Source organism: Paenibacillus sp. USHLN196 (assembly GCF_037144955.1).
GTDB lineage: Bacteria > Bacillota > Bacilli > Paenibacillales > Paenibacillaceae > Paenibacillus > Paenibacillus xylanexedens_C.
The window spans coordinates 263,928-285,765 of the sequence record NZ_JBBCYH010000006.1 but is presented as its reverse complement, the minus strand read 5'-3'; the positions used below and the strand labels follow the sequence as shown (position 1 = coordinate 285,765).

The 21,838-nt window shown below is 49.2% G+C and carries 14 protein-coding genes; 11 read left to right on the top strand and 3 right to left on the bottom strand.

All coding sequences use genetic code 11. The features are described 5' to 3' along the window. Window positions 1-7 precede the first annotated feature (7 nt). Together WFI24_RS16955 and WFI24_RS16950 are read right to left on the bottom strand one after the other, a co-directional pair. Window positions 8-940, bottom strand: a complete 933-nt coding sequence (locus WFI24_RS16955) for a hypothetical protein (protein ID WP_336762635.1) — start codon at window positions 938-940, stop codon at window positions 8-10. Window positions 941-942: 2 nt separating this feature from the next. Then, the gene (locus WFI24_RS16950; protein WP_336762633.1) at window positions 943-1,086 is read right to left on the bottom strand and encodes a hypothetical protein; all 144 of its coding nucleotides are present in this window, start codon (window positions 1,084-1,086) and stop codon (window positions 943-945) included. Window positions 1,087-1,347: 261 nt separating this feature from the next. On the opposite strand from WFI24_RS16950, the gene WFI24_RS16945 reads away from it, so the two are divergent. The 10 genes from WFI24_RS16945 to WFI24_RS16900 all read left to right on the top strand — a co-directional run bounded on the left by WFI24_RS16945 (window position 1,348) and on the right by WFI24_RS16900 (window position 18,470). Then, a complete protein-coding gene (locus WFI24_RS16945) occupies window positions 1,348-3,141 on the top strand; it encodes a vWA domain-containing protein (protein WP_336762631.1) in 1,794 nt (597 codons plus the stop codon). Between the two features lie 18 nt (window positions 3,142-3,159). Then, window positions 3,160-6,549, top strand: coding sequence for a tubulin-like doman-containing protein (locus tag WFI24_RS16940; RefSeq protein WP_336762629.1), 3,390 nt, complete (start codon window positions 3,160-3,162; stop codon window positions 6,547-6,549). Between the two features lies 1 nt (window position 6,550). Further along, the gene (locus tag WFI24_RS16935; RefSeq protein WP_336762627.1) at window positions 6,551-9,001 is read left to right on the top strand and encodes a transcription initiation factor TFIID; all 2,451 of its coding nucleotides are present in this window, start codon (window positions 6,551-6,553) and stop codon (window positions 8,999-9,001) included. A gap of 85 nt (window positions 9,002-9,086) precedes the next feature. Further along, window positions 9,087-10,370, top strand: a complete 1,284-nt coding sequence (locus WFI24_RS16930) for a vWA domain-containing protein (RefSeq protein WP_336762625.1) — start codon at window positions 9,087-9,089, stop codon at window positions 10,368-10,370. A 19-nt stretch (window positions 10,371-10,389) separates the two neighbouring features. Next, a complete protein-coding gene (locus tag WFI24_RS16925) occupies window positions 10,390-11,037 on the top strand; it encodes a beta-mannanase (RefSeq protein WP_336762623.1) in 648 nt (215 codons plus the stop codon). 90 nt (window positions 11,038-11,127) lie between these two features. Continuing rightward, on the top strand, window positions 11,128-12,387 hold the full coding sequence (locus WFI24_RS16920) for a TRAFAC clade GTPase domain-containing protein (RefSeq protein WP_024632789.1): 1,260 nt from the start codon (window positions 11,128-11,130) through the stop codon (window positions 12,385-12,387). After that, a complete protein-coding gene (locus WFI24_RS16915) occupies window positions 12,384-15,566 on the top strand; it encodes a GAP1-N2 domain-containing protein (RefSeq protein ID WP_336762616.1) in 3,183 nt (1,060 codons plus the stop codon). Before WFI24_RS16920 ends, WFI24_RS16915 begins: the two co-directional genes overlap by 4 nt. 488 nt (window positions 15,567-16,054) lie before the next feature. After that, window positions 16,055-16,939, top strand: a complete 885-nt coding sequence (locus tag WFI24_RS16910) for an ABC transporter ATP-binding protein (RefSeq protein WP_145324561.1) — start codon at window positions 16,055-16,057, stop codon at window positions 16,937-16,939. Between the two features lie 93 nt (window positions 16,940-17,032). Then, window positions 17,033-17,845, top strand: a complete 813-nt coding sequence (locus tag WFI24_RS16905) for a (2Fe-2S)-binding protein (protein WP_336762613.1) — start codon at window positions 17,033-17,035, stop codon at window positions 17,843-17,845. Between the two features lie 145 nt (window positions 17,846-17,990). After that, window positions 17,991-18,470, top strand: coding sequence for a glutathione peroxidase (locus tag WFI24_RS16900; RefSeq protein WP_336762611.1), 480 nt, complete (start codon window positions 17,991-17,993; stop codon window positions 18,468-18,470). A gap of 110 nt (window positions 18,471-18,580) precedes the next feature. On the opposite strand, the gene pelA is transcribed toward WFI24_RS16900, so the two are convergent. Then, a complete protein-coding gene (gene pelA / locus WFI24_RS16895) occupies window positions 18,581-19,756 on the bottom strand; it encodes a pectate lyase (protein ID WP_336762609.1) in 1,176 nt (391 codons plus the stop codon). A gap of 461 nt (window positions 19,757-20,217) precedes the next feature. Between pelA and WFI24_RS16890 the strand changes: the two genes are divergently transcribed. Then, on the top strand, window positions 20,218-21,579 hold the full coding sequence (locus tag WFI24_RS16890; RefSeq protein ID WP_145324555.1) for an FAD-dependent oxidoreductase: 1,362 nt from the start codon (window positions 20,218-20,220) through the stop codon (window positions 21,577-21,579). The last annotated feature ends 259 nt before the right edge of the window (window positions 21,580-21,838 follow it).

Below are 21,838 nucleotides of genomic sequence, written 5' to 3'. Positions count from 1 at the left end.
ATCCTTGCTACACGTGAACGTCTGCGTACTGATCCCGATATTTCTCGTTATACACCCGGCCTACCGACTCTGCCAGTCCCCCGCGTGCTTTACTTGGATAGCGTTCAATCGTGTGATACAGCCGCATGAATCGATCCTTGGGCATAAAGCGGGCGTAACGGGTAATAAGACTAGGGAATAACTCAATATATTTGCTCTTGCGCACAGCAGCAGCAGCTACGGCTGTAAGAATCTGAATTCCATTGTGGAGCTGTAAAATGTTCACTTCATAGGTAGCGATATAACGAATCGCATCTTCACGAATTAATTCCGGCTTAAGTCGTGCAATCTCACCGATATATTCAGCCAGTAGCCGCTCGAAGCTGTGTAGCAGCAAGGGCTTGAGCTGCAGATCCATATCACTACGCAGGACAAAGGATTGTAACAATGCAACCTGTTGCAGTCGAACTCGGTCGTTGTAGACAAGTGAGCCGATCTCGCGGAGCATCTCATAGGCCAGTGCTTCATCCTGCTTTCGGGCTTCGGCGACCAGAGCCCAGTTGCGATTGATGCCCTGTCGGATGATTTCCTCATCCTGTTGCAACATGCGCTTCAACTCGCGCTGCTGTTCTACCTCGAACGAACGTCTCTGCATGAAGATCAGTAAGGCCAGAAGCAGCAGGGAAACGCTGGCTGCCGCCATGGTCTGATCTATGGTCTCACCGAAATAGGTAGCAGCTGCACCGAACAATATCGTAATGAACAAGTCGCGTGCAATTCGGCGTTTCACACGAGAAGTCGCCTTCGCCTGAACGGAATTCAGGGTACCCCGGCCACAGGCCGTGCACTCCTCTTCCCACAGGCAGGTATACTGTCCACAACGGGTGCAGACTTGCAACTTTTCATAGGCATAGGTCGTTCGTTGAAATGGTCTTATGGATACAACTAGTTTAGTACTCATGCTCAATCACGCTCACCATTCAGAATAGTGTAGAGGGTACGATCCGTGTCTTCGCGGGAGATCGGTTTCCGCCGATGAAGCTGGAGTGCAAAACCCTTTATCATGACAAAAAGAAACAATATGGCGAGGCATCCGTATGTAACCATAATCCGTTCCCTTCTATGGCTTGTAATCAAGCGCTGTTATATTGCAGTTTGCTGGCAATAACTATATCATATTTCCATAGTTGGTACTTTTGTGCCAGTTACAGGCGTGAAATCGTCGATTTTTGTCAGTCATTACAAAACTGTAACTCAAGATAGGGGTGCTTTTCAGAATTTATTAGTAGACTGTTAAGATTTCCTTAAGGCTTGACGCCTATAATAAACTATTCCCATTTTAATCTCAAACGTGAAGGAGTACACCCAATGCTGCGGACACGCAAAATACGCTGGCTCAGCGGAACGATGGTTCTGCTGGCAATTCTAACGCTACTGCTACCTCAGGCGTTGCTGCCACAAGCTGCAGCGGCTCAGGCACAGACAAGCGGAATCGATGCGGTACTTGTAGCCGATGTAAGTAACTCGATGAATACAAGTGACCGTGACAAGATTAGTAATGAAGCCATGAAAATGTTTATTGATATGCTGCCCGTCCAGGGGGACAAGGTAGGGATTGTCGCTTATACCGATCAGGTGGAGCGGGAAAAGGCTATGCTGGAGATTCAGTCCGATGCGGACAAGAGCAGCCTGAAGGATTTTATTGATCAGCTCGGCCGGGGGCCATATACAGATGTCTCTGTTGGTGTCGCTGAAGCCGTCAACATACTGAATCATGGTGCAGACCCATCCCACTCGCCAATGATCGTGCTGCTGGCGGATGGCAACAATGACTTTAACAAAACCAAAGGCCGTACACAGGCACAATCTGATGCTGACCTGGCAAAAGCCGTGAAGGAAGCACAGGATCAGGGTATTCCGGTGTATACGATTGGACTGAACGCCGATGGCAAGCTGAACAAGAATGCACTCGCAGACCTGGCTCAGCAGACCGGAGGTAAATCATTCATTACCGATACGCCGGATGATCTGCCTCAGATTCTGAGTGAGATCTTCGCCGATCATGCCAAACTGAATGTTGTGAAACTGCCCTCTGTAACGGGAAACGGCAGTTATCAGGAAGTTACCGTGAACGTACCGAACGATAGTGTATTGGAGGCAAATATTTCGATCATGTCCTCGAAGCCGGTGGAAGTGCAATTGACGGATCCATCCGGACAAGCCGTGGATCTGAACTCGGATGCAGCCAAGCTCTCGACGTCGAAAAGTTACTCATTGGTGAAGCTGTTGAAACCCCAAGAAGGAGACTGGAAACTTCGGGTAAAAGGGGCTCCGAAAGACAGCATCGATATCAACCTGTTGTTCAACTATGATCTTCAGCTCGTTGTGGACCCAATTAAGACCAAGTCCTATACCAAAGGGGACAAGGTTGATCTTGCAGCCAAACTGGAGAATGGCGGTCAGCCACTTCAGGATAATGACCTGTATACGGATATGAAGGCCACGCTGGTTGTGAAAGATGTGGATACAGGCAAAAGTGAAGAACAACCGCTGGAAAACACAGGTTCTGGTTTTGCCGGAACGTTTGAAGTACCAGACAATCATAACTATGAATTAGTCATTCGTGCAGAAGAAGACAGCTTCTACCGTGAAAGTGCGCCAATAACGATCAACGCCAGTGGAGCAGCCGGAAGTGGAACTCAACCGACAACATCAGGCGGTGAACAGGATAAGCCGTTTCCTTGGTTACCTGTCATCCTAGGTGTTATAGCCCTGATTGTGGTCGGTGTGGGTGCTTGGTTCCTGATGGGCTTGCTGAAACGCAAAAACCGGGGGTTTGTAGGTCAGATGGTTGTGGAAATTCGTGATGAGAACACGGGAGACAAGTCCTATCCGCAATATAAAAAGCTGGTATCCTTCCGGGGCAGATTCCATCTGCATCAGTTGTTGCAACTGGACCCCGAGCTGAAGGAAACCGAAAAATATGTATTTACGCCCAGCAATGGGGATCGAATTATAATTCGTAACACCGCTGGCGGTACGCTGGAGAAATCCGGTCGTGCAGTCGATGCAAGCTCAGGCGTTGAACTGAAGAACGGTGACCGACTGAGCATCCCGCTGCAACAGGCGGACAAGACCATTTTGATCGAGTACTTGGTTTAACTAAAGGGAGGACATGGAATGAAACCGATTGTTAGAGAACATATTCAGCAACTGGATGTATCACTTGGCGGAGGTATTGTCAGTGAGAAAATCAGAGTCGATACGATTGATAACCCCATTCTGATTATCGGTCTGGGAGGAACGGGAATTGACGCGCTGCTGCGCCTCAAATATCAGATTAACCGTCGTTTCAAGCTGCCACAGGACCCGGTATCCAAGAAAAAAATGGACAAGCCGGACAATGTGGAGTTTCTGGCTTTTGAGACGAACGAACAGGATCGTGCCAAAAAGTATAAAGGGATCGGACTCGATCCGATTAATGAATTCGTGCTGCTGTCCAATGCCGAGATTGGCGGACTTCTTCAGAACCGCAGTGTGCTGGAGCCGTACATTACGGACTGGCTGTCTCCGGAACTGAGCATCACGGATGGCATGAACGGTGCCGCAGGGGTGCGTCAGGCTGGACGTCTACTCCTGTTCACCAAGATTAATCAGGTCGTGCAGGCCATCGATAAAAAGATCAAAACCTTATCTGTAGGTACCAACAAAAAACTGATGGTGTTCCTGCTGACAGGCTTGTCCGGCGGTACAGGCAGCGGTTGCTTCCTCGATATCTCCTATATCGTGCGCGGCATTATCGAACGGGATCACGGCTCTGCCGGGATTGACCGCGTGAATACGCTGGGCTACCTGTTCACGCCAGACGTGAACCTGTCCAACAAAAGCTTGAGCGAACACACTCGTGAATACATTCGCAAGAACGGATATGCTGCACTCAAAGAGCTGGATTACTGGATGAACGTGGATAGCCGCGGTGAGCGGTTTAAACAGAAGTACGGCAATATTTTAACCGTCAACTCACCACTGCCGCCATTTAACCTGTGTCATCTGATCTCTGCGACGAATACCGAAGGTAAATTGCTGGAGAACGCCTACGATTACTGCATGAACGTTACGGCCGAGAACATTACGAACTTCATGGCAAGTGAGGAGAAGCAGTCGGGTGAGGAGTTTGCGATCCATGACTATATCAGCAACATTCGAACCAACATTGCACAGATGAACAAGGTGTATCCAGCTAACTATGATTACAACATCATCGGTGCTTCTTCGGCTGTACTGCCGATTGAAGAGATGACCACGTATCTGGCTTACCGGATGTTCGACAAAATGAACACCATGTTCTCCAAAGCGCCGAACCAGGAGGATACCGAGAAGTTCGCCCGCAAGCTGGGCATTGATCTCGAAAGTGTGGTCAAGTCCTTTGAAGCCCGTGTGCCTGAGCCGCTGCCTGGTTATCAGAACAGCGAACGTCTATCCTATGGCAACGTGGTGAAGTCACAGGTTGTGAATATGGACACCGAACTGGAGCAGAACTTCCTGGCGCGTGCCCGTGAAGAATATATCAAGGCGAAGAAACAACTGCCTGGTGAGATTGCGGGACAGTTCACCGAACAGATCCGGCGTATGTTTTTGCATCCCGAACAAGGTCCGTTCTATGTCTCTCGTCTAATTTATACGGAAAAAGGCTTCTGTGTACTGAAGATGATTCAGTCGTACATCGAAACCCTGCGTGAGAATGCCTTCCGCATTCCGCGTGATATTGAAGCAGCTCAGGAGCAGTCCGAAGAGAAGCTGGGCGATGCAAAGAGTGCATTTGTCTCCAAAGAGAAGAAAAAGAATGCTTATATTGAAGCAAAAATTCATGAGTACTGGCTGCACGCTGACGTGGAACGCAACGATCAGATGATCGAGTTCTATGAAGATCTGTATGAGTTGCTGAACCAGGAAAACAGCCGCATTTATAATGTATTTACCGAAACGCTGAACGCTCTTAGCTCGATATTCGCCAAGAATGGTGATTTGCTGACACGCGGTGAAGAACAAGCCGATCACAAAGGCAACAAGACATATTACTGGAACGTGGTAAGTGTACCGGATATCGTCAGTGTGGTGGACGGGCTGCTGGACAAGCGCGATACGGATGATCTGATCCGTGACTTCTCCCGTGAATTGCTGGAAAACTCCAGCCAGTGGGTGAAAGAGAACGAGATTGATATCGTCAGCTCCATCTCTGACTTCCTGAGTGAGAAGTTCGGTGATCTGATTACCCGTTCCATGGAAGATTTCCTGGTGATCAAATATGGTCAGGATGAGTCAGTCGAGAAATTCGTGGAACGTTTCATTGCTGGCAAGTTGGATGATGAGGCCGTTCCAGTGTTCAATCTGAGCAACAGTACAGGCAGTCTGCATTTCCCTTCATGGGGATTTGTATCGGTACCGGCACAGGCACCAGGCATTCTGAAAGGGATTCGCAATTATCAGAACAATGCGGTAGGCAAATCTCATTTTACCGTCAAGGAAAGTGAAGTGCGTAACCGGATATTCTGGCTGAACACCCGCAACGGGGTACCTCTTTTTGTCTATACACCGCTCAAAGTATATGAGGAAAGCTATGAACGTACCATTTTGGATAAAGAAGGCATTGGTCGACACTTGGTACAAACGGAGAAAAATAACTGGACCTATCTGCCGTCTCCGATTCCGGAAAAATCATGGGGAGATGTGTACGAGAATGCCCGCGTGAAGCAGTATAACGCCCGTGTGCGTAACGAATTCGAGCAGGCGCTTGGGTACAACATTGTGACAGCCAAATCCATTGATGAGAATACAAGTAACCGGTATGCGATTGTGACAACAGAAGCGTTTGATTTGTCTGCCAAACTGGGAGCCTACGACATGCGTCTCACGTCCAGCACGCCGAACCTCGGCGAAGTGAAGCGGGCCGTGATCGAGCTGAAACGACTGCAATCCGAAGGGTTGCCGCGTGTGGGAGTTAAGGATATTTTCGGCAGTATTAATGAAGATATGGCCAAAGAAAACCTGGTACGCTCCCCGCAGCTGATCGCGCGCGTACGAGAGGAACTGGCGAAGATGAATGCCATCTCGGCCAAAGTTGCAGAACTCGAAGGCATTCTTGCCCAGTACCAGGACGAAGAGCAGTGGTATGACCGCTTCATCGAAGCGCTATATACCGACACCATCGTCAAAAAAGGTGCGCTCTACGTCTATGACCGTGATCCGGAAGAAGACGCATGGGAGCCATTCGCTAACCTGATGAAGAGCCGTAACTTTGCCGAGTATGAAGTGTTTGGTAACTTCCGCGGCCTGGCGGAAAAAGACCGCAGTACACTGCTGCGTAAAGCCTCCCGTCGGGATAATGATCTGACGGCTTCAGAAGATATCACCCCATTGCTGACGAAGCTGGATGATCTGGCTGCGCTGTTCATGGAATCACGTGATCGTCTGGAGTATGAACGAGTAGAACTGGCTAACGGAGAAGACATCTATCAGTTCTACAGAACGATGTCGTCGAAGCTGAACGACATTCGCAGAAGGCTGAAGTAAGATGGCGGCCGGGATGGAGTTGGGCTCGAGCAATACCCTGAAGCGCGATCTGGAAAAGTACGCGGTACAGTACGCAACAGAGCAGGAGCGCCAAGGCAGCCTGGGTGATGGACGCAGCAGCATCCATTACCCGGCCTTGTTTCTGTTCGTGGGTGATCAGGTTGCACCTGCCGTGTCTGCCGTGAGGGAGATTAACCGGTTGAAGTGGGATAATGGAGACGGTGTGGTCTACGTTCAGATTGGGACAGAAGATCAGGAAGCAGATCCGGGTGAAACGAGGAATGATGGCTCATCCGGTGACGACGGACAGGTAACTCTGCACCGCTTGCCACTGTCCACTGGGCAGAAGGAGCGACCGTCCAAAACACGGCGTAAGGATGTGCACCGCAGTTTCCATGAATCGGATCAGACGCTCTACGATCTGAATCGTACGCTTCGGCGGGTCAGTAACCGAATTGCCGAATATGGACGGTTATACTCGTCATTTGATCGGATTTACGTTACGGTGGTAACCAGAGCGGATGATCCGCTGAATGTATTGTTGCCAGAGCTCACCAAGCTGACGGAGACCATTTTGTCCCAAGCCTTCAAGTCGGTGCAGACGGATCTGCATGTATTGGTCAGTGAGATGGAACAGGTGGATTCCTTCGGGTATGCCAGCGCAGCAGGTCTTGCTTTTCTGAGGGAACTGGATTATATGCAGTCCTTGGACTACACGTTCAGCGGTAAACTGCTGGTGACGGAGGATGGGATCTCCATTCCGGTTACACATCCCGCGTCTCCTTTATTCGATCTCGTCTATATATTGTCGGACAAAAATGAGCGTGGAACTGGCGTCCCCGGTGGTTGGATCGAGAATGCAGAGATTATCTGCCGAATCTGCCTGCTGAAGAACCGGAAGCAGGATACGGATCACTCGGGTACCGTTTTAAGTACCGGAGCGAACACGTACAACAATACATCCTTTAAAAACAATATTCGTACCACCTCTGATCAGCACGGTTATGCAAGCGCGGGTTTTGCCGAGATCAGGCGGCCCAACAAACCGATTGCGCTGACGGTGTTATATCACCTGTATCGGTATCTGCTCGCACGTATGCGGCAGGAGCCGGATTGGAGCATCAAGGACAAACTCGCTTTTTTCGGACTGGATGCGGCCTCGGTGGAACGCAAAGTCGAAGGTCTGCTGCCCGATGAAGATCTGGTTAGTGGCATGAGCGGCATCATGACGCATAACGTTGGTTTCTCTGAGCTGAAGCCACTCTCCCTACGTGAAGCGGAGAGAGTGTTGTTCGGACAAGGAGCCGAGTCATACTTCCGCGACAACGTAGTACGACTCGTGGAGGAACGTGTGCGCGAGCGCAGCTCTAGCGGTTCCCTGCGCCGTCAGGCCGAACAATCCCGAGTGCAGCATCCTGAGGTTGGCTATTTCCAATGGGTAGCCTGGAGTGACAGTGAGCCTGGCAGTGTACGTGAAGCGTTGCTCGGACTGATTCGGGATAAATCGATGCAGCTTGAATTGGCACGTGCTCTGCTGGAGCAACGTCAGCAAGAGCGTGTGGAAGATCAGTCGTTTAAACGAGCGTTGTTCCGTGATAAACAGAATGTACGCAATCTGATTGACTGCATGCTGGAGCGAGTGTATGTACCGAAGGTAGAATTACTGCGACTGGAAAATGAATTACATCTGCTGCGTATCTACGATACAGAGATGGAAGAACTTCACCATCTCAGTCGCCATGTCACAGCAGCACTTGAAGCACTGGAACGCACATTGCGAGATACAGCTGTCCAAAGTATCGCCGCTGCGGATGAATACATCGGCCAGAACGTGATGGAGTACTACGGCAAAGTGACAGAAGAGCTAATCATTGATTTGGAGGCCAAGCGCGGACGGGATGTATGGTTTGAGGACCGTTACATGGGAGACATGAACCGGCTCGCAACGGAAGGCGATGACCGTCTGCTGAAACGTCTGATGGAGGTATGTCACTCGTTGCTGCTTACGGCCGAGCCGCTGCAATTGCCATTTGAAGAAGAGCTGTTGCAACGGGCCAATGTGACGATTGCCTACGGAGACAAAGACGTATTAACCCGGGATGATCTGTTCCGCAGGTTGTACCACACGCTGGAGGATCAGGCGGTTGTTCGGGTACGGGTATTCGATTATACGCAGGAACATCGGTATGAAGAAAAGTACTTCTTTGGTGACCATCATAGTGCTTTCATGGACTACGCGGCACATGCCGAAGAGACGTCACGCATCTACAAGCTGGGTGTGGTGTACGAAGAACGCAGCAGTGGTGTGGAGAAGCTGAATCTGATGGGCGGTTTCCATCTGGAGGATCTCATGGTGTATCGGAACGGTAAGGTATATTATGACTCCTATACGGAGAATGGCTATGAACTTCACCCCGCAGGTCTGGTGGAGAAGTTGTCGCCCATGCGTTAAGACGTCGGGGGTGTCATGACACCCTGCTACAATCTTGTATTAACTCAGCCTGCTTACGGCTGGTATGGAAAGGATGCATGTAGACATGCAGCGAAAAATCAATCTTCTCCTGGTCCTGTTCAGCCTGATTGGCGGTGCAGTGGGCTTTGCGGCAGGAGAAATCATGCTGCGTCAATGGCTTGGGGAGATGCCGCGTCTGTTGCTGATGGGATTATACTTTGGCGTACTGGCGCTGAGCGTTGGGTTGTTCTGTTTAATCGCAGAGATGATCTCACCCAAGCTGAATGGCGCTTCATGGAAGCTCCGGTATCTGGGACTATCGTGGAAATTGCTTGTTCCGGCAACACTGGCTCTATTGTTTGTTGTTGGACTCGCCCTGCAATTGTTGTACCAGATCAATCCGGGCGGTGCGAAGCAAGTAAAAGATATCGTACTAATGATCGACAACTCGGGTAGCATGAATGATACAGATCCGGATAACGGACGCTTTGAAGCGGCCAAGACACTAATCAGCCAAATGGAGAGTGACAAACAGGTAGCTGTCATTACATTTGATGACCAACCGCAGTTGTTACAGCCGTTTATTGCGCTGGATAGTGAAGCGGCCAAGAATGAGGTTTATAGCAAAATCGATGGCATTGTCACAACTTCGGGCGGCACCAATTTTGATGCCGTGCTGCGGGAAGGCATGGAACAGATTCAGGGCAAACAGGACCCAAAACGCGGTACCGTCGTCATCTTGTTATCCGATGGCTTCAGTGAAGCGGATACGACCGATATTTTGTCCCAATATAACAACGAACAGATTTCCATTAATACAGTCGGCCTCAGTCTGGTGGACCCATCAGGAACGGATTTGCTGCGTAATATTGCCCAGCAAACGGGTGGCATGTACTATGATGTACCGGATTCCGGTGATCTGAATCTGGCATTCCAGCAGATCTACGATACGATTGATGAACGGACGCTGGTAACGGAGCGTACAGGCATGATGGAACAGAGCGTTTATCTAGCGATTTTCCGTGTAGCAGCCGTGTTACTAATCGGCGTGGCGCTGGGTGTGTCGCTTGGACTTGTATTTGATAACCGTCATCTCGCGCTCAGCTTTGGCATTGGTGGTGCGGTGTCGGGTCTACTGGCAGGGTTGCTGCTGGAATGGGGACTCGACGGTTCGAACGTGGGTGATACATTCGTACGTCTTGGTGCGATGCTCATCTTGTCTGGTGTGCTGACCCTCTTCTCCTGGATTGTTCCGATTAAGGAGAACACGCCGCGGAAGAGCCGGGGTCGTCGTGAAGCTGGCGGCGGAACTTCTTCTGCCGAAGGGTTTGGTCAGAGACCAAGAGATACACGCAGCAAAGGATTCTAACGTCGGGAGGTCAATGGAAATGCGGTTTACGGATGCAGACCCTTCGACACCCTTGATTCGAAAACTGACACTTGCGGTGGACGAAGGACGTTGTACACTTCGCTGGCTCTGGCCGGAACGGGTAGAAGCTGTATATGTCGAGCGGCTGGAGCTGGATATGATGAGCGATGATCGTACCGGGGAAGAGCCTGCACAGGGCAAGCTGAAGCTGTACACGAGAGAGGAATACAAGGCGAGCAATGGTTACACGGATCGGATCACAGGTTTTGGTGCCATCAAGTACACGGTGTATGTGTGTCAGATGCAGGACGACGGGCCTGTGCTGATTCGTCAACGAGACGAGGAAAACATGGTGATTGCAAGCGCAGGGAAGGCGGATATCCGCTTTTCCATTCGCTACAAGAGCGGTTTTTTTCAGAAACGAAAAAGTGTATTGATCACCGTCACAGCGGAAGTACCTGTTCCAAAGGAAGCACTCTGTTATGTTCGCAAGCAGGGCGGGGTTCCGCTGAATAAGGAAGATGGTACGGTGTATCCTTTTGTGAGTGATTTTGCTCCCGGAAGAAATGAGCTGCCGCCCGTTGAAGTCGCCAAGGATGATTATGTGCGATTATTCTTCACGGACGGACCAAAGTATGGAGCTGCCTATCGGCTTATATCAGACTAGATAGTTGGACTACCGATGGGAAGGTTACTCTGTCATCGTAGTGCAAGTGTAAATCACCTTAGTCTGACTGATCAGGGGAGGGGAGTGGCTATGAGCTTTTTTAGTCGGTTTTTGAAGAGACAACAGCCGGAGGAACGTCCGCTGTTTTACGATATTGTATGCCCTTATTGTTTCAGCAAGTTTTCACCAGAAGAGGTGGTGTTCCGCGCCGCCCATCACCGCGATGATGACGAGGACTACGCACTCGGGGAAGATGCAAAGTTGAATCGGTATCGCGAAAGATTTGGACTTGATACGGTATTTGATATGGAGGCCGTATTGGCTCCACATGATGTACCGGAGGAACACCGTATTTATTCCGATAACATCGTGATGGGTCTTAACGATCGGTATGGTGTCGTTACACGCCGCCGGTTGTGCCCGCAGTGTCACAATGAGCTGCCTGTTACGGCGGGTAAAGCACCGAGCAATATCATATCCATCATTGGTGCATCCCAGGTAGGGAAATCCGTCTACATGACTTCATTAATTCATACGTTGCAGCATTATACGGCCGATCATTTTGACGCGGCTTGCATGCCACTGAATGCGGAGATCAGCCGCCGGTTCCGTGCGGATTATGAAGAACCGTTGTTCGAACGGGGCGATCTGCTGGATTCCACGCAGAAGGAGAAGTTGCAGGAGCCGTTTATCTTCCAGTTTGTGTTCAAGGACGAAGATAAAGCTCCGCTGACGCTGGTGTTCTTTGACGTCGCAGGTGAAGGTATGGTGGAGCAGGATTATCTCGGACTTCACGGGCAGCACATCAAGAACTCGGCAGGCATTCTGTTTATGGTGGACCCGCTTCAGATTCGTTCAATTCGGGACAAAATCCGCATTAACCTCGGCAATGAGCCGGGAGAGTGGACACCACGATACGATGAGCCACGTGACGTGGTACTGACGATGTTCGGAGATTTTATCGCGTATCAGGATAAAGCCAAGACCAATATTCCAACAGCCGTTGTGCTTACGAAAAGCGACATGCTGCATTCCCTCAAGGATGAAGAGGGCGATTATATCAAATCCAACAGTAATGTCTTTCGCAACATGGTGCACCGCGATTGGTTCGACTTAACCGAGTTCGAGAATATCGACGGGGAGATCCGGCGTTTTATCGAGAAGGTGGATCGTCCGTTCAAGGGCACGATGGATGTGTACTTCAAGGATACAGCCTATTTCGCAGTATCTGCGTTGGGCAGCAATCCGGTGGATATGAAATTGCAGGGTGTGGTTAGCCCGATCCGCGTGGATGAACCCTTCCTGTGGCTGCTGTACAAGCTGAAGTACATTGAGGGGAGAGTGGGATGATGCGTTCTTCCGTAACCCCGCCCATTGAACAACAGTTGTATACCCGAGAGCGGCGCGGGGTGTTTCGCACAACAGAGGGGTTTGATACGGTTGCGGCATCGCCGGGACTGGACCCATCTTTTATCAAAAAAGTGCTTCACCCCTACTGTGTCTATGACGCTCCAGCGGAGCTAACAGGCCGTAGCGAGAAGGACGAGACGAAGTTTCCGGCTTCCATTCACCTGCTTCATCTGGAGAGTGGAGAGACGATCCTTGGGCAAAATGTGTACCAGTCTGCGGATTTCACCGGGCTGCGCAGTGCCTTTTTTGCACATAATTACGTCTTGTCTCCCGAACGCTCGGAAGAGCAGATGAAACAAGGCGGCTGGCTGGATGCCGTGTTCGCCACGTCCTATGACATCGAACAAGGTACAGTTCTGCCGGCGCTTGCTGAATTGCCTATATCACCTAGGAGCGGACAGGGTGGGGCGACCGATGCTGGCGTAGGATCACCAACCCAAGTGCTGAGCGCTTTGAAAATGAACGAAGTGCTGTTCAAGCGCCTGCTCTATGCGGTAATGCAGTCTGTAGCGACACGTAGAAAAGTATACATTGCGCTGGACCTTCCCGCAGAGGAAGTGACCGCAGGGGCCAAAGGATTGTTACGTTTGCTGTACACGGCGTTACCCTACGCATTCCGGCGGCAGCTGGGATTCATGACGTTTGCCAAGGAGCCACAGGCCAAGAAGGGCATTCACGTCCAGTTTGTAGAGCGTGGTACACTGCGTCCGAAAGACCGGAACACGGAGAAGGATTTCACTTTTGATCTGGTATCCGGGAGAGTTACGCATGCAGATGCATCTGTGGCGAAACTGCCTTATGCGGAATTCGCCTGGTACTTGTTGCAGGAACCTGCTGCGGCGGATGCGTTCTATACGTTTGCCGATGAGATGCTGTCCGGTATGGAGCCTGGACGGGAACTTTCCATTGAAGCATATGGCGAACTATCGGTGTTCTATGGTCTTGAACAAGGCATGGAAGACCTGTATCTGGATAACAAAAGCCATGTCCTGAGTGGTTTGCTAACCTATCTGAAGCCGGAAGGTGGGTCCAAGCAACGTTCACGTCTGAACGAGCTGTTCCTGACTTTGCTTAGCCGGGAACTGGACAGTGTGAAGCGCGAGAATGTACCCGAAGAAGCCGTTGCTGCTCGCATTGGAGAATATTTTAGTGTTGCTGCGCCCGTGGTACAATCCCGGATTGTGGACTATTTCATCTACGGTGTAAATAATGCCCGTGCCCAGAAGCGTATGCGTGCTGTGCAGGAATTGTATGCTGTGCTGGATCGGGATCCGCAGCTGAATCGGGCTTTCTTTGATAAAGTGTTGGCCAATGAATCGCTCACCAAGTTATTGTTTGAGCCTTATCTGGACAATCAGTTGAAACGCACGGAATCAGCAGCAAACGTCGTGGAAGTGATCCGAAGTTGGGTTACAGCTCATCCATCTGCGATTCACTACAACTACTTGCTGGAGCGGACAGCCAGTGAGCTGCGTGAACGATTATGTTCTGCGCCTAATCCGGTACAGTCTGCTAATGAAGCCCTACAGCGAGTTAGTGTGCTCGACCGGGTATCCATGGAAGATACGTATGATACAGGCATTACGGCACGAATAGGTCAATCTGAAGCTACAGCCCGCCCTAATCGAAAAGGGGGTTCTCCAGCTGCCAGTCAAGATCCGGCATATCTGGAGGAGTTAACTCGCCTTGCGGACAAGCTGGCCTATGTCATTAACCTGTTTATGATTCAGGATCTGGATCTGGAACGGGTTGATCGTGAACAGCTGTTAAGCATCGATATTTTGCAGCATGGCGATGAGGTTCGGGACTGGGCGGCACGCCAAGGTTCCGATGTATCCGCTCGAACGAACATGATGCTGGCTGCAAGAGCATGGCTTAGTGGTGAGGGGAATGACGAAGAGCAACTGGAGACACTCTCCCTGGCGGAGCGCAATGAACTTCAGCGCTGGACGCGTCGCTGGCTTGCCGGAGAGCTGCAGGCTCACCCGGGAGTAGCGGCCTATGAAGCTTTGCCAATGGCTTTTTATCGAGGAGGAAGCGGCAGCAACCGGTTGGATTATCCTGGCCTAATTGAATTTGTTCGTAGTCATGCAGATCGTATCCAAGGGTTGTATCCATTCTTCGAATGGTCAGGGAATCAACGGATGTTTGTCCGGGGTTCCAATGCACATAAAGGATATGCGGATGCCCTTGTGGCCTATTTCAAGTCCCATGACCGTGAAGCTTTCAAGTCGAAGTCGGCTTTCAAACCGTATTACGCGAGAGCAAACAAGGCGATGAAGCCGGCCTATGACCGTGCCAAGACCGAATTGTCTTCTCCTTTGGTGCGGATGCTAACGGGTAAAAGGAAGAATCTGTTCGGATTAATCCTCTTGATCCTGGTTCTGGGTATTGCTGGCGGTACATATGCATGGATGAATTCTGTGGAGCCGCCAGCGGCATCCCCTCCTACCACCGAGGAGCCTGTCATTCCGGCTGAACCTGAGGTACAGCTCGCGGAGCAGATTGCTTATATGGTTCCTGGGAGTGAACAGGAGGGTACGGAATCCGCTGCTCAATTGGTCATCCGATTCAGGAATGATACGGGAAGTGATCAGTTTAAGCAAGGATCACTCCAATTGATGATGAAAGATGGCAGCACGCAGGAATTAGATTCAACAGGCAAGTGGGAGAGCTTTAATCGGAATGAAGAACCGGATACCCAAGATGCCTCCGATGGGGGTTCAGGAAGTGCTTCCGAAGGAAGCGCGAATGGTTCTTCAACGGGAAATGCGGGGAACACAGAGCAGACGGAGGATGGCGATCAGCAGGCAGATCCTGCTAACGATGCTACAACGGATACAGGGACGAATGCATCGTCTGATGCTGCGAGTGGAGACACGGATCAAGGCACCGAAGCAGATCAAGCTACAGGTTCGACCTCGCCTGACACATCTGTATCCAATGAACAGGATGCGACGAATTCTTCACAGATGTCTATTGGAGAGGCAGATCGTCTCTATCCATATGGATTGCAGATCGATCTTCCAGCCGATATGGATGCCGAGAGCATTGTCAGTGTGAAGAGTACGCAGGGCAGTATGACGGTGATCCAATTGATGCCGCAGCCGAAACTGTAAGTTATTTCATCTGAGCATGTTGCATAGATTCATGGAGTGTCTTCTGATGAAATAACAAAAAAAGCTGACTTCATACCCTAGTGAACGAGAGTGTGTAGATGACCTTGAACTTGAATTTCAAGGTCATCTTTTTTTGTTTCAAATGTCGGATATAGCCCATTGCATAAAAATAAATCAGTCATTCACAAATCGGACACAAAGTTTGTGATTCAAGAGTTCGAGAGATAAGCAGAAGTGATGAAATGCGCGTGATGAATGAGAAAAGCTCTCATATGTATTTGGGAAGAATGTCTGCAATTTGCTTCAGAATGACTGAATAAAGCAAGAAAAGAGCAGAGAATTTGGTTTTTTATGTTGACAAATGATAATGATTATCAGTATCTTTAGTGTAGAAGATATTTGAGCCGGAAATACACTTAATTACAATTTCGTTTTCGTTGTCTATAGCCGGATTACATAACCGGGATAAATGAGAGAGGGATGATCGCATGTTTCGTCTGGAGACGACCAAGCTGGATATCGCTTATGAGGAAAGACTAATTGTAGAGGATCTGAATATTCAGATTCCCCAAGGAAAAATTACAGCACTTGTTGGAGCCAATGGTTCAGGGAAGTCGACCATCCTGAAAACGATGGCACGTATTATGGCTCCAAAAGCAGGTAATGTATTGCTCGACGGGAAGTCCATCCATAAGCAGTCTACGCGTGAAGTTGCCAAGCAACTTGCGATTTTGCCACAGAACCCGACAGCTCCTGAAGGACTTACGGTTACTGAACTGGTATCCTACGGACGTTTTCCTTATCAAAAAGGATTTGGTTCCATGCGTTCTGAAGATAAACGTATGATTGAATGGGCTATCGAAGTGACAGCCATGACTGAATTCCATGATCGTCCGATTGATCAACTGTCCGGTGGACAGCGTCAACGTGCCTGGATCGCCATGGCACTTGCCCAAGAAACCGACATCCTTTTCCTGGACGAGCCGACTACGTTCCTGGATATGGCTCATCAGCTCGAAGTATTGCAATTACTGGAGCAGCTGAATGCCACAGCCAATCGTACCATTGTTATGGTTGTGCATGACTTGAATCATGCTTCCCGCTATGCACATCACATGATTGGTATCAAAAAAGGTAAAGCCATCGCTCATGGCTCACCTGTGGAAGTTATGAACTCGGATGTGCTTCGTGAAGTATTTAACATTGAAGCAGATATCGTGATTGACCCGCGTTCCGGTGTACCGCTCTGCTTGCCTTACGCTCTTGCAGGTGAACGCCAACAATCGAAAACACCAGACCAGATGGTCATGAACAGCGCGATGGTTCATGCAGGTGGACGGACAGAACAACGCGTTCAAGCGACAGGAAGTTAACGAAATGGGCCATACGTGGTCCTTACACTATAGAATGAAGCCGCTGTGCGTAACGCACGCGGCTCATTCGCATTCATGGGAGGTTTGCAACCGATGGGAGCAATTAACTACACGTGGTTAGAGCAATATGGACGTATAACGACCGGTCCGGTTAACGAACCGGTTTTTGGCATGCCTCTGACATTGTTAAGACATCCGGAGAACGCAAAGCTTATGCTCGAAGCCTATAATGAGCATCTGCGTGCGGATTCTCTTCGCTCTGCTGCTGTATATTTCATGCATTCGGTGCGTGGTCTGCTGCTCGGAATTCATTACATGACATCCATTTGTGATACGTCGGTAGACATCTCCCTGAAGAATGTCCAATTGCAGTTGGAGGTTCAGGAAGGGCGCCCCGTAATCCATTTTCAACTTGCAGATGCAACTGAGCGTGCCCACCCTGGTTCAGTAGACAGCAGTGTTGGAGCTGTATCTCCTTGGCGGAATGAGTTACTTACAGCATATTACGGCGAACAACTGCGTCCCATGATTGAAGGCGTGGCACTTGCCGGAGAAGCGAACACCGGTCAGATGTGGGCACAGCTCGCATCCATCCTGAGATGGTTCAAGACAACCGTAGTGAAGATGGACATTACAGAATCAGAACGAGAAGCAGTGATTCAGGGGTATGAGCATGTCATCGCCATGCCACCGGAAACTCTGGGGTTACGCAAGAACTTGCTGTCATTCAAACCGGTCGAGATTGCTAATCCCCATCAACCTGGAGAGACCATGCTGATGAAGCCGACATGCTGTCTGCACTATCAAGTGTATGGCGGGCAAAACTACTGTTACAGCTGTCCCAAACTAACCAAGGCAGAGCGGCAAGAGCGGTATGATGCCATTGTGGCTGCCAAGTCAGGTTAAAGTAACCCTGAGCATTGGTATGGGTAGACCGGGATTTGGTAATCGCATCGGATCAGGTCTATAATAATAGGACAGGCTGTAGAACATTGGATCTCAACGTGCTCGCAACAGCCCAAACCAACGTATGTCATGGGAGGAATCAGTCATGTCCGTATATTCATATCAGGCGGTAACCACCGCGAATCAGGAAGTCTCACTGGATCTGTATCAAGGTAAGGTATTGGTCATTGCCAATACAGCCAGCAAGTGTGGACTGACCCCGCAATACGGTGAATTGCAAAAGCTCTACGATCGTTATCGCGATCAAGGCTTGGTTGTACTGGGGTTCCCTTGTAACCAGTTTGGAGGGCAAGAGCCAGGTACAAGTGAGGAAGCCGAATCATTTTGCCAGATTAACTATGGTGTGAACTTCCCGGTGTTTGCCAAGGTAGATGTGAATGGTGAGGAAGCACATCCCCTGTTCCAATACCTTAAAGAGCAACAACCCGGCGCAGGTGAAACAAGCGACATCCAATGGAACTTCACCAAGTTCCTTGTTAATCGTGAAGGTGAAGTGGTAGGTCGTGTTGAACCGAAAGAATCCCCGGAAGCTATGAGTGCAGAAATCGAGAAATTACTCGGTTAAACCATGAACGTTAAGAAGCCTATCCTTGATTATGCGAGGATAGGCTTTTTTTAGATGACTTTACATACGACGTAGATTTAGCTTCTCATCAGGTAGATGTAGCTCCAGGATCAAGGCAAGGGCTTACTTAATGTGTAATAGCCTTGATCCGAGGCCAGCTTAAGTAGGTTACGAGCATAGCTTCCGGCCCAGGAGTAGCCGTGCCTTCGTTCCTCACTGATGTCCAGAATGTTCATATACTTCATACCATCCCGATCCGCGTAGAAAGGCACATCTTCATCCACGTTATAGAAACGGTACCAGATTACACTTCCTGCGTCCGGTTCAAAATATACGGGTCCTTGCCGGTTATATTTGGTTCCATTCTCTCGCACCGTATCGAACCATCGCAGAGCCCCTTTGGCGGCTTGTTCAATCTCGGGAGTCTGAGGCCTGGACATGAGAAAAGCAGTAATTGCCACCGACTCTGATCCCGACTTGGAAGCTAATTCATACGCTCTGCCCGTCACAGGAGCATAGGTCACAGGATCATGCTGCACACCCCAAATGGTGGGCTGACCATCATTGATAATTTGCGCTTTCAGCGTATATTCAATCCCTTTGTCCAGCGCTTTCTTTAGCTTGCTGCGATCATTGGAGGTCCATATATCGTTGTTAAACCCATGTCTTCGCTCAACAATATCGTCTAACAAAACCATCGTCTGTACCATGGCATTGTCGTTGTAAGTCACCGCGTCAGAGTAATTACTTCGTTTGGGATAGACCTGTGGCCATCCTCCAGATGGATATTGGGAGATCAGGATAAAGTCCACCGCTTTGCGAACACTGTTCTTAAAGGCCAGATTGCCGGTTTTTTCATACATGTCAGCCAGAAAGCGGATCTCGGAAGTTGTTGCATCATTATCGAAGGTACCAAGTTCAATGCCATTCAGGTCTTTCCAGCCTGATCGTGCTGTTACTCCATCCCAGGGGGCTGCGTACTGCTCTTTCATGTCTTTGTAAAATCCTCCGTGAGGCATTTGCCACGAAACGATATTCAGGGCGTAGGCCGTATCTTTGGCCAGATCGCCAGTTGCAAAATGACTGAAATCCCTGAACTTCTGAAGCAGCGAAGACACATCGGTACCTGCTGGGACTTTGGAGGACAGAACCTCGGTTTTAATCGTAACGGGTGGAGAATCTGCAGAAGCAGAAGCGAAGGGGATCGCTACTCCAGTTGTCATCATGGTGATGGCAAGCGTAACGGGAACCATGCGGAAAGCAACAGACATTGGACTTTTCTTCAAATGAACGCCTCCTGAACGAAATAAGATCTGGTGGTTTATTTACATAAAATCCATTTAAAGGATCAATATTATTGTAAGCGCTTACCGATTTAAAAATCAACCCTGTCATGAAAATTGAAGCCATTTATTTTTTGTACAAGTAAAACATGAATGCAGGAGACGCCGCTAACTTTATGCGCCCATATAGGGATTGCGGAAGCCATTACATAGCATAAACTGCCCTAGAAACGGGGACAATGAAATCAATAAAACGAAGGGAAGAAAGGCTTAAACAAAAGGGAATAACTTCTTACGACAAACTTTTTTTGCTTAACCTATTGCAATGTGAAAAAGATCACATTATAATGAGTGTATAAAGTGAAATAAATCACATACACAGTATCGATTAAGAAGTGAAATATTTCACAACCACAATAACGTTATATTCAAACTCATTTATATATTTCGAGGAGGAACTTTTAATGAAAATCGCAGTTATCGGATGTACACACGCAGGGACCGCAGCCATCGTAAATACCGCCAAATTGTACCCGGATGCTACCATCACGGTGTATGAGCGCAATGACAATATCTCCTTCCTATCTTGTGGCATTGCGCTCTACGTAGGTGGGGTCGTGAAAGACCCTGACGGCTTGTTCTATTCTTCGCCTAATCAGTTAGCAGAGCTTGGTGTTGTAACCAAGATGCTTCATGAAGTGACGGCAGTCGATGCCGAGGGCCATACTCTTCAGGCTAAAAACCTGAAAACTGGGGAAGAATTTGAAGATACGTTTGACAAACTGATCGTGACAACGGGTTCTTGGCCTGTCGTTCCGAAGCTTGAAGGCATCGACATGGATAACATTTTACTTTGCAAAAACTACAATCACTCCAATACGATTATTGAAAAAGCCAAAGATGCCAAACGCGTTACCGTTGTAGGTGCAGGATATATCGGCGTAGAGCTGGTTGAAGCTTTCCAGATGAACGGCAAGGAAGTTACCCTGATCGACAGTGTGGACCGGATTTTGAACAAATACCTGGACCCTGAATTCACAGATGCGATCGAAGATACGTTGACTGGACGCGGCATCAAGCTGGCTCTTGGTCAAACGGTACAGAAGTTTACTGGAGAAAATGGCAAAGTGACCAAGGTGATCACGTCCAAAGGTGAGTTTGAAACCGATCTGGTTATTCTGTGCATCGGCTTCCGTCCAAATACAGAGCTGCTCAAAGGCCAAGTGGATATGCTGCCAAACGGTGCGATCATCGTGGATAAATATATGCAAACCAGTCAAAAAGACGTCTTCGCTGCGGGTGACAGCTGTGCTATCCATTACAACCCGACAGGCAAAGCATCTTACATTCCACTGGCGACTAACGCTGTGCGGATGGGTACACTGGTAGCCCGCAACCTGGTTCGCCCTACGACACCGTATATGGGTACACAAGGAACATCGGGTATCAAAATTTACGAGCAAAATATCGCGGGTACCGGGATGACGGAAACGTCTGCTGCTGACGAAGGTCTGATCGTGGAATCTGTGGTACTGGAAGACAGCTACCGTCCGGAGTTCATGCCTACGGCTGAGAAACTGTTACTCAAAGTGGTATATGAGCAGGCTACTCGTCGAATTGTCGGAGCACAGGTGATGTCACAGGTTGATCTGACTCAATCGATTAATACGATCTCGGTCTGCATCCAAAACAACATGACCGTAGATGAGCTGGCCTTCATCGACTTCTTCTTCCAGCCACATTACAACAAACCGTGGAACTTCCTGAACACGGCGGGTCTGCAAGCACTGCCTCCAATAGAAGTAAAAGCACCAGCAATGGTGTAAGGAAGCCATAAAAATACACAAAGACTGGCGAGCATATCGTCAGTCTTTTTTTGATTTTTGTATAAAGTTACATCCTAGCATGCGCTATATATCTTGCTGTCAGAGTCATTGAATGACAATCATGAATAAAGACTTTTATAATCAACATTGTGATAATTTGCACAAAGTTTTACATAGGACCAAGATACAATTAGGATATGGCGTTCGACGCGTAACTAAGGAATTTCCAAATGGTTTTGTTTCAATGATGAATGAACAA

Coding starts and splice junctions, on each gene's coding strand:
- WFI24_RS16955 (WP_336762635.1), bottom strand. CDS start 940: ATGAGTACTAAACTAGTTGTATCCATAAGACCATTTCAACGAACGACC.
- WFI24_RS16950 (WP_336762633.1), bottom strand. CDS start 1,086: ATGGTTACATACGGATGCCTCGCCATATTGTTTCTTTTTGTCATGATA.
- WFI24_RS16945 (WP_336762631.1), top strand. CDS start 1,348: ATGCTGCGGACACGCAAAATACGCTGGCTCAGCGGAACGATGGTTCTG.
- WFI24_RS16940 (WP_336762629.1), top strand. CDS start 3,160: ATGAAACCGATTGTTAGAGAACATATTCAGCAACTGGATGTATCACTT.
- WFI24_RS16935 (WP_336762627.1), top strand. CDS start 6,551: ATGGCGGCCGGGATGGAGTTGGGCTCGAGCAATACCCTGAAGCGCGAT.
- WFI24_RS16930 (WP_336762625.1), top strand. CDS start 9,087: ATGCAGCGAAAAATCAATCTTCTCCTGGTCCTGTTCAGCCTGATTGGC.
- WFI24_RS16925 (WP_336762623.1), top strand. CDS start 10,390: ATGCGGTTTACGGATGCAGACCCTTCGACACCCTTGATTCGAAAACTG.
- WFI24_RS16920 (WP_024632789.1), top strand. CDS start 11,128: ATGAGCTTTTTTAGTCGGTTTTTGAAGAGACAACAGCCGGAGGAACGT.
- WFI24_RS16915 (WP_336762616.1), top strand. CDS start 12,384: ATGATGCGTTCTTCCGTAACCCCGCCCATTGAACAACAGTTGTATACC.
- WFI24_RS16910 (WP_145324561.1), top strand. CDS start 16,055: ATGTTTCGTCTGGAGACGACCAAGCTGGATATCGCTTATGAGGAAAGA.
- WFI24_RS16905 (WP_336762613.1), top strand. CDS start 17,033: ATGGGAGCAATTAACTACACGTGGTTAGAGCAATATGGACGTATAACG.
- WFI24_RS16900 (WP_336762611.1), top strand. CDS start 17,991: ATGTCCGTATATTCATATCAGGCGGTAACCACCGCGAATCAGGAAGTC.
- WFI24_RS16890 (WP_145324555.1), top strand. CDS start 20,218: ATGAAAATCGCAGTTATCGGATGTACACACGCAGGGACCGCAGCCATC.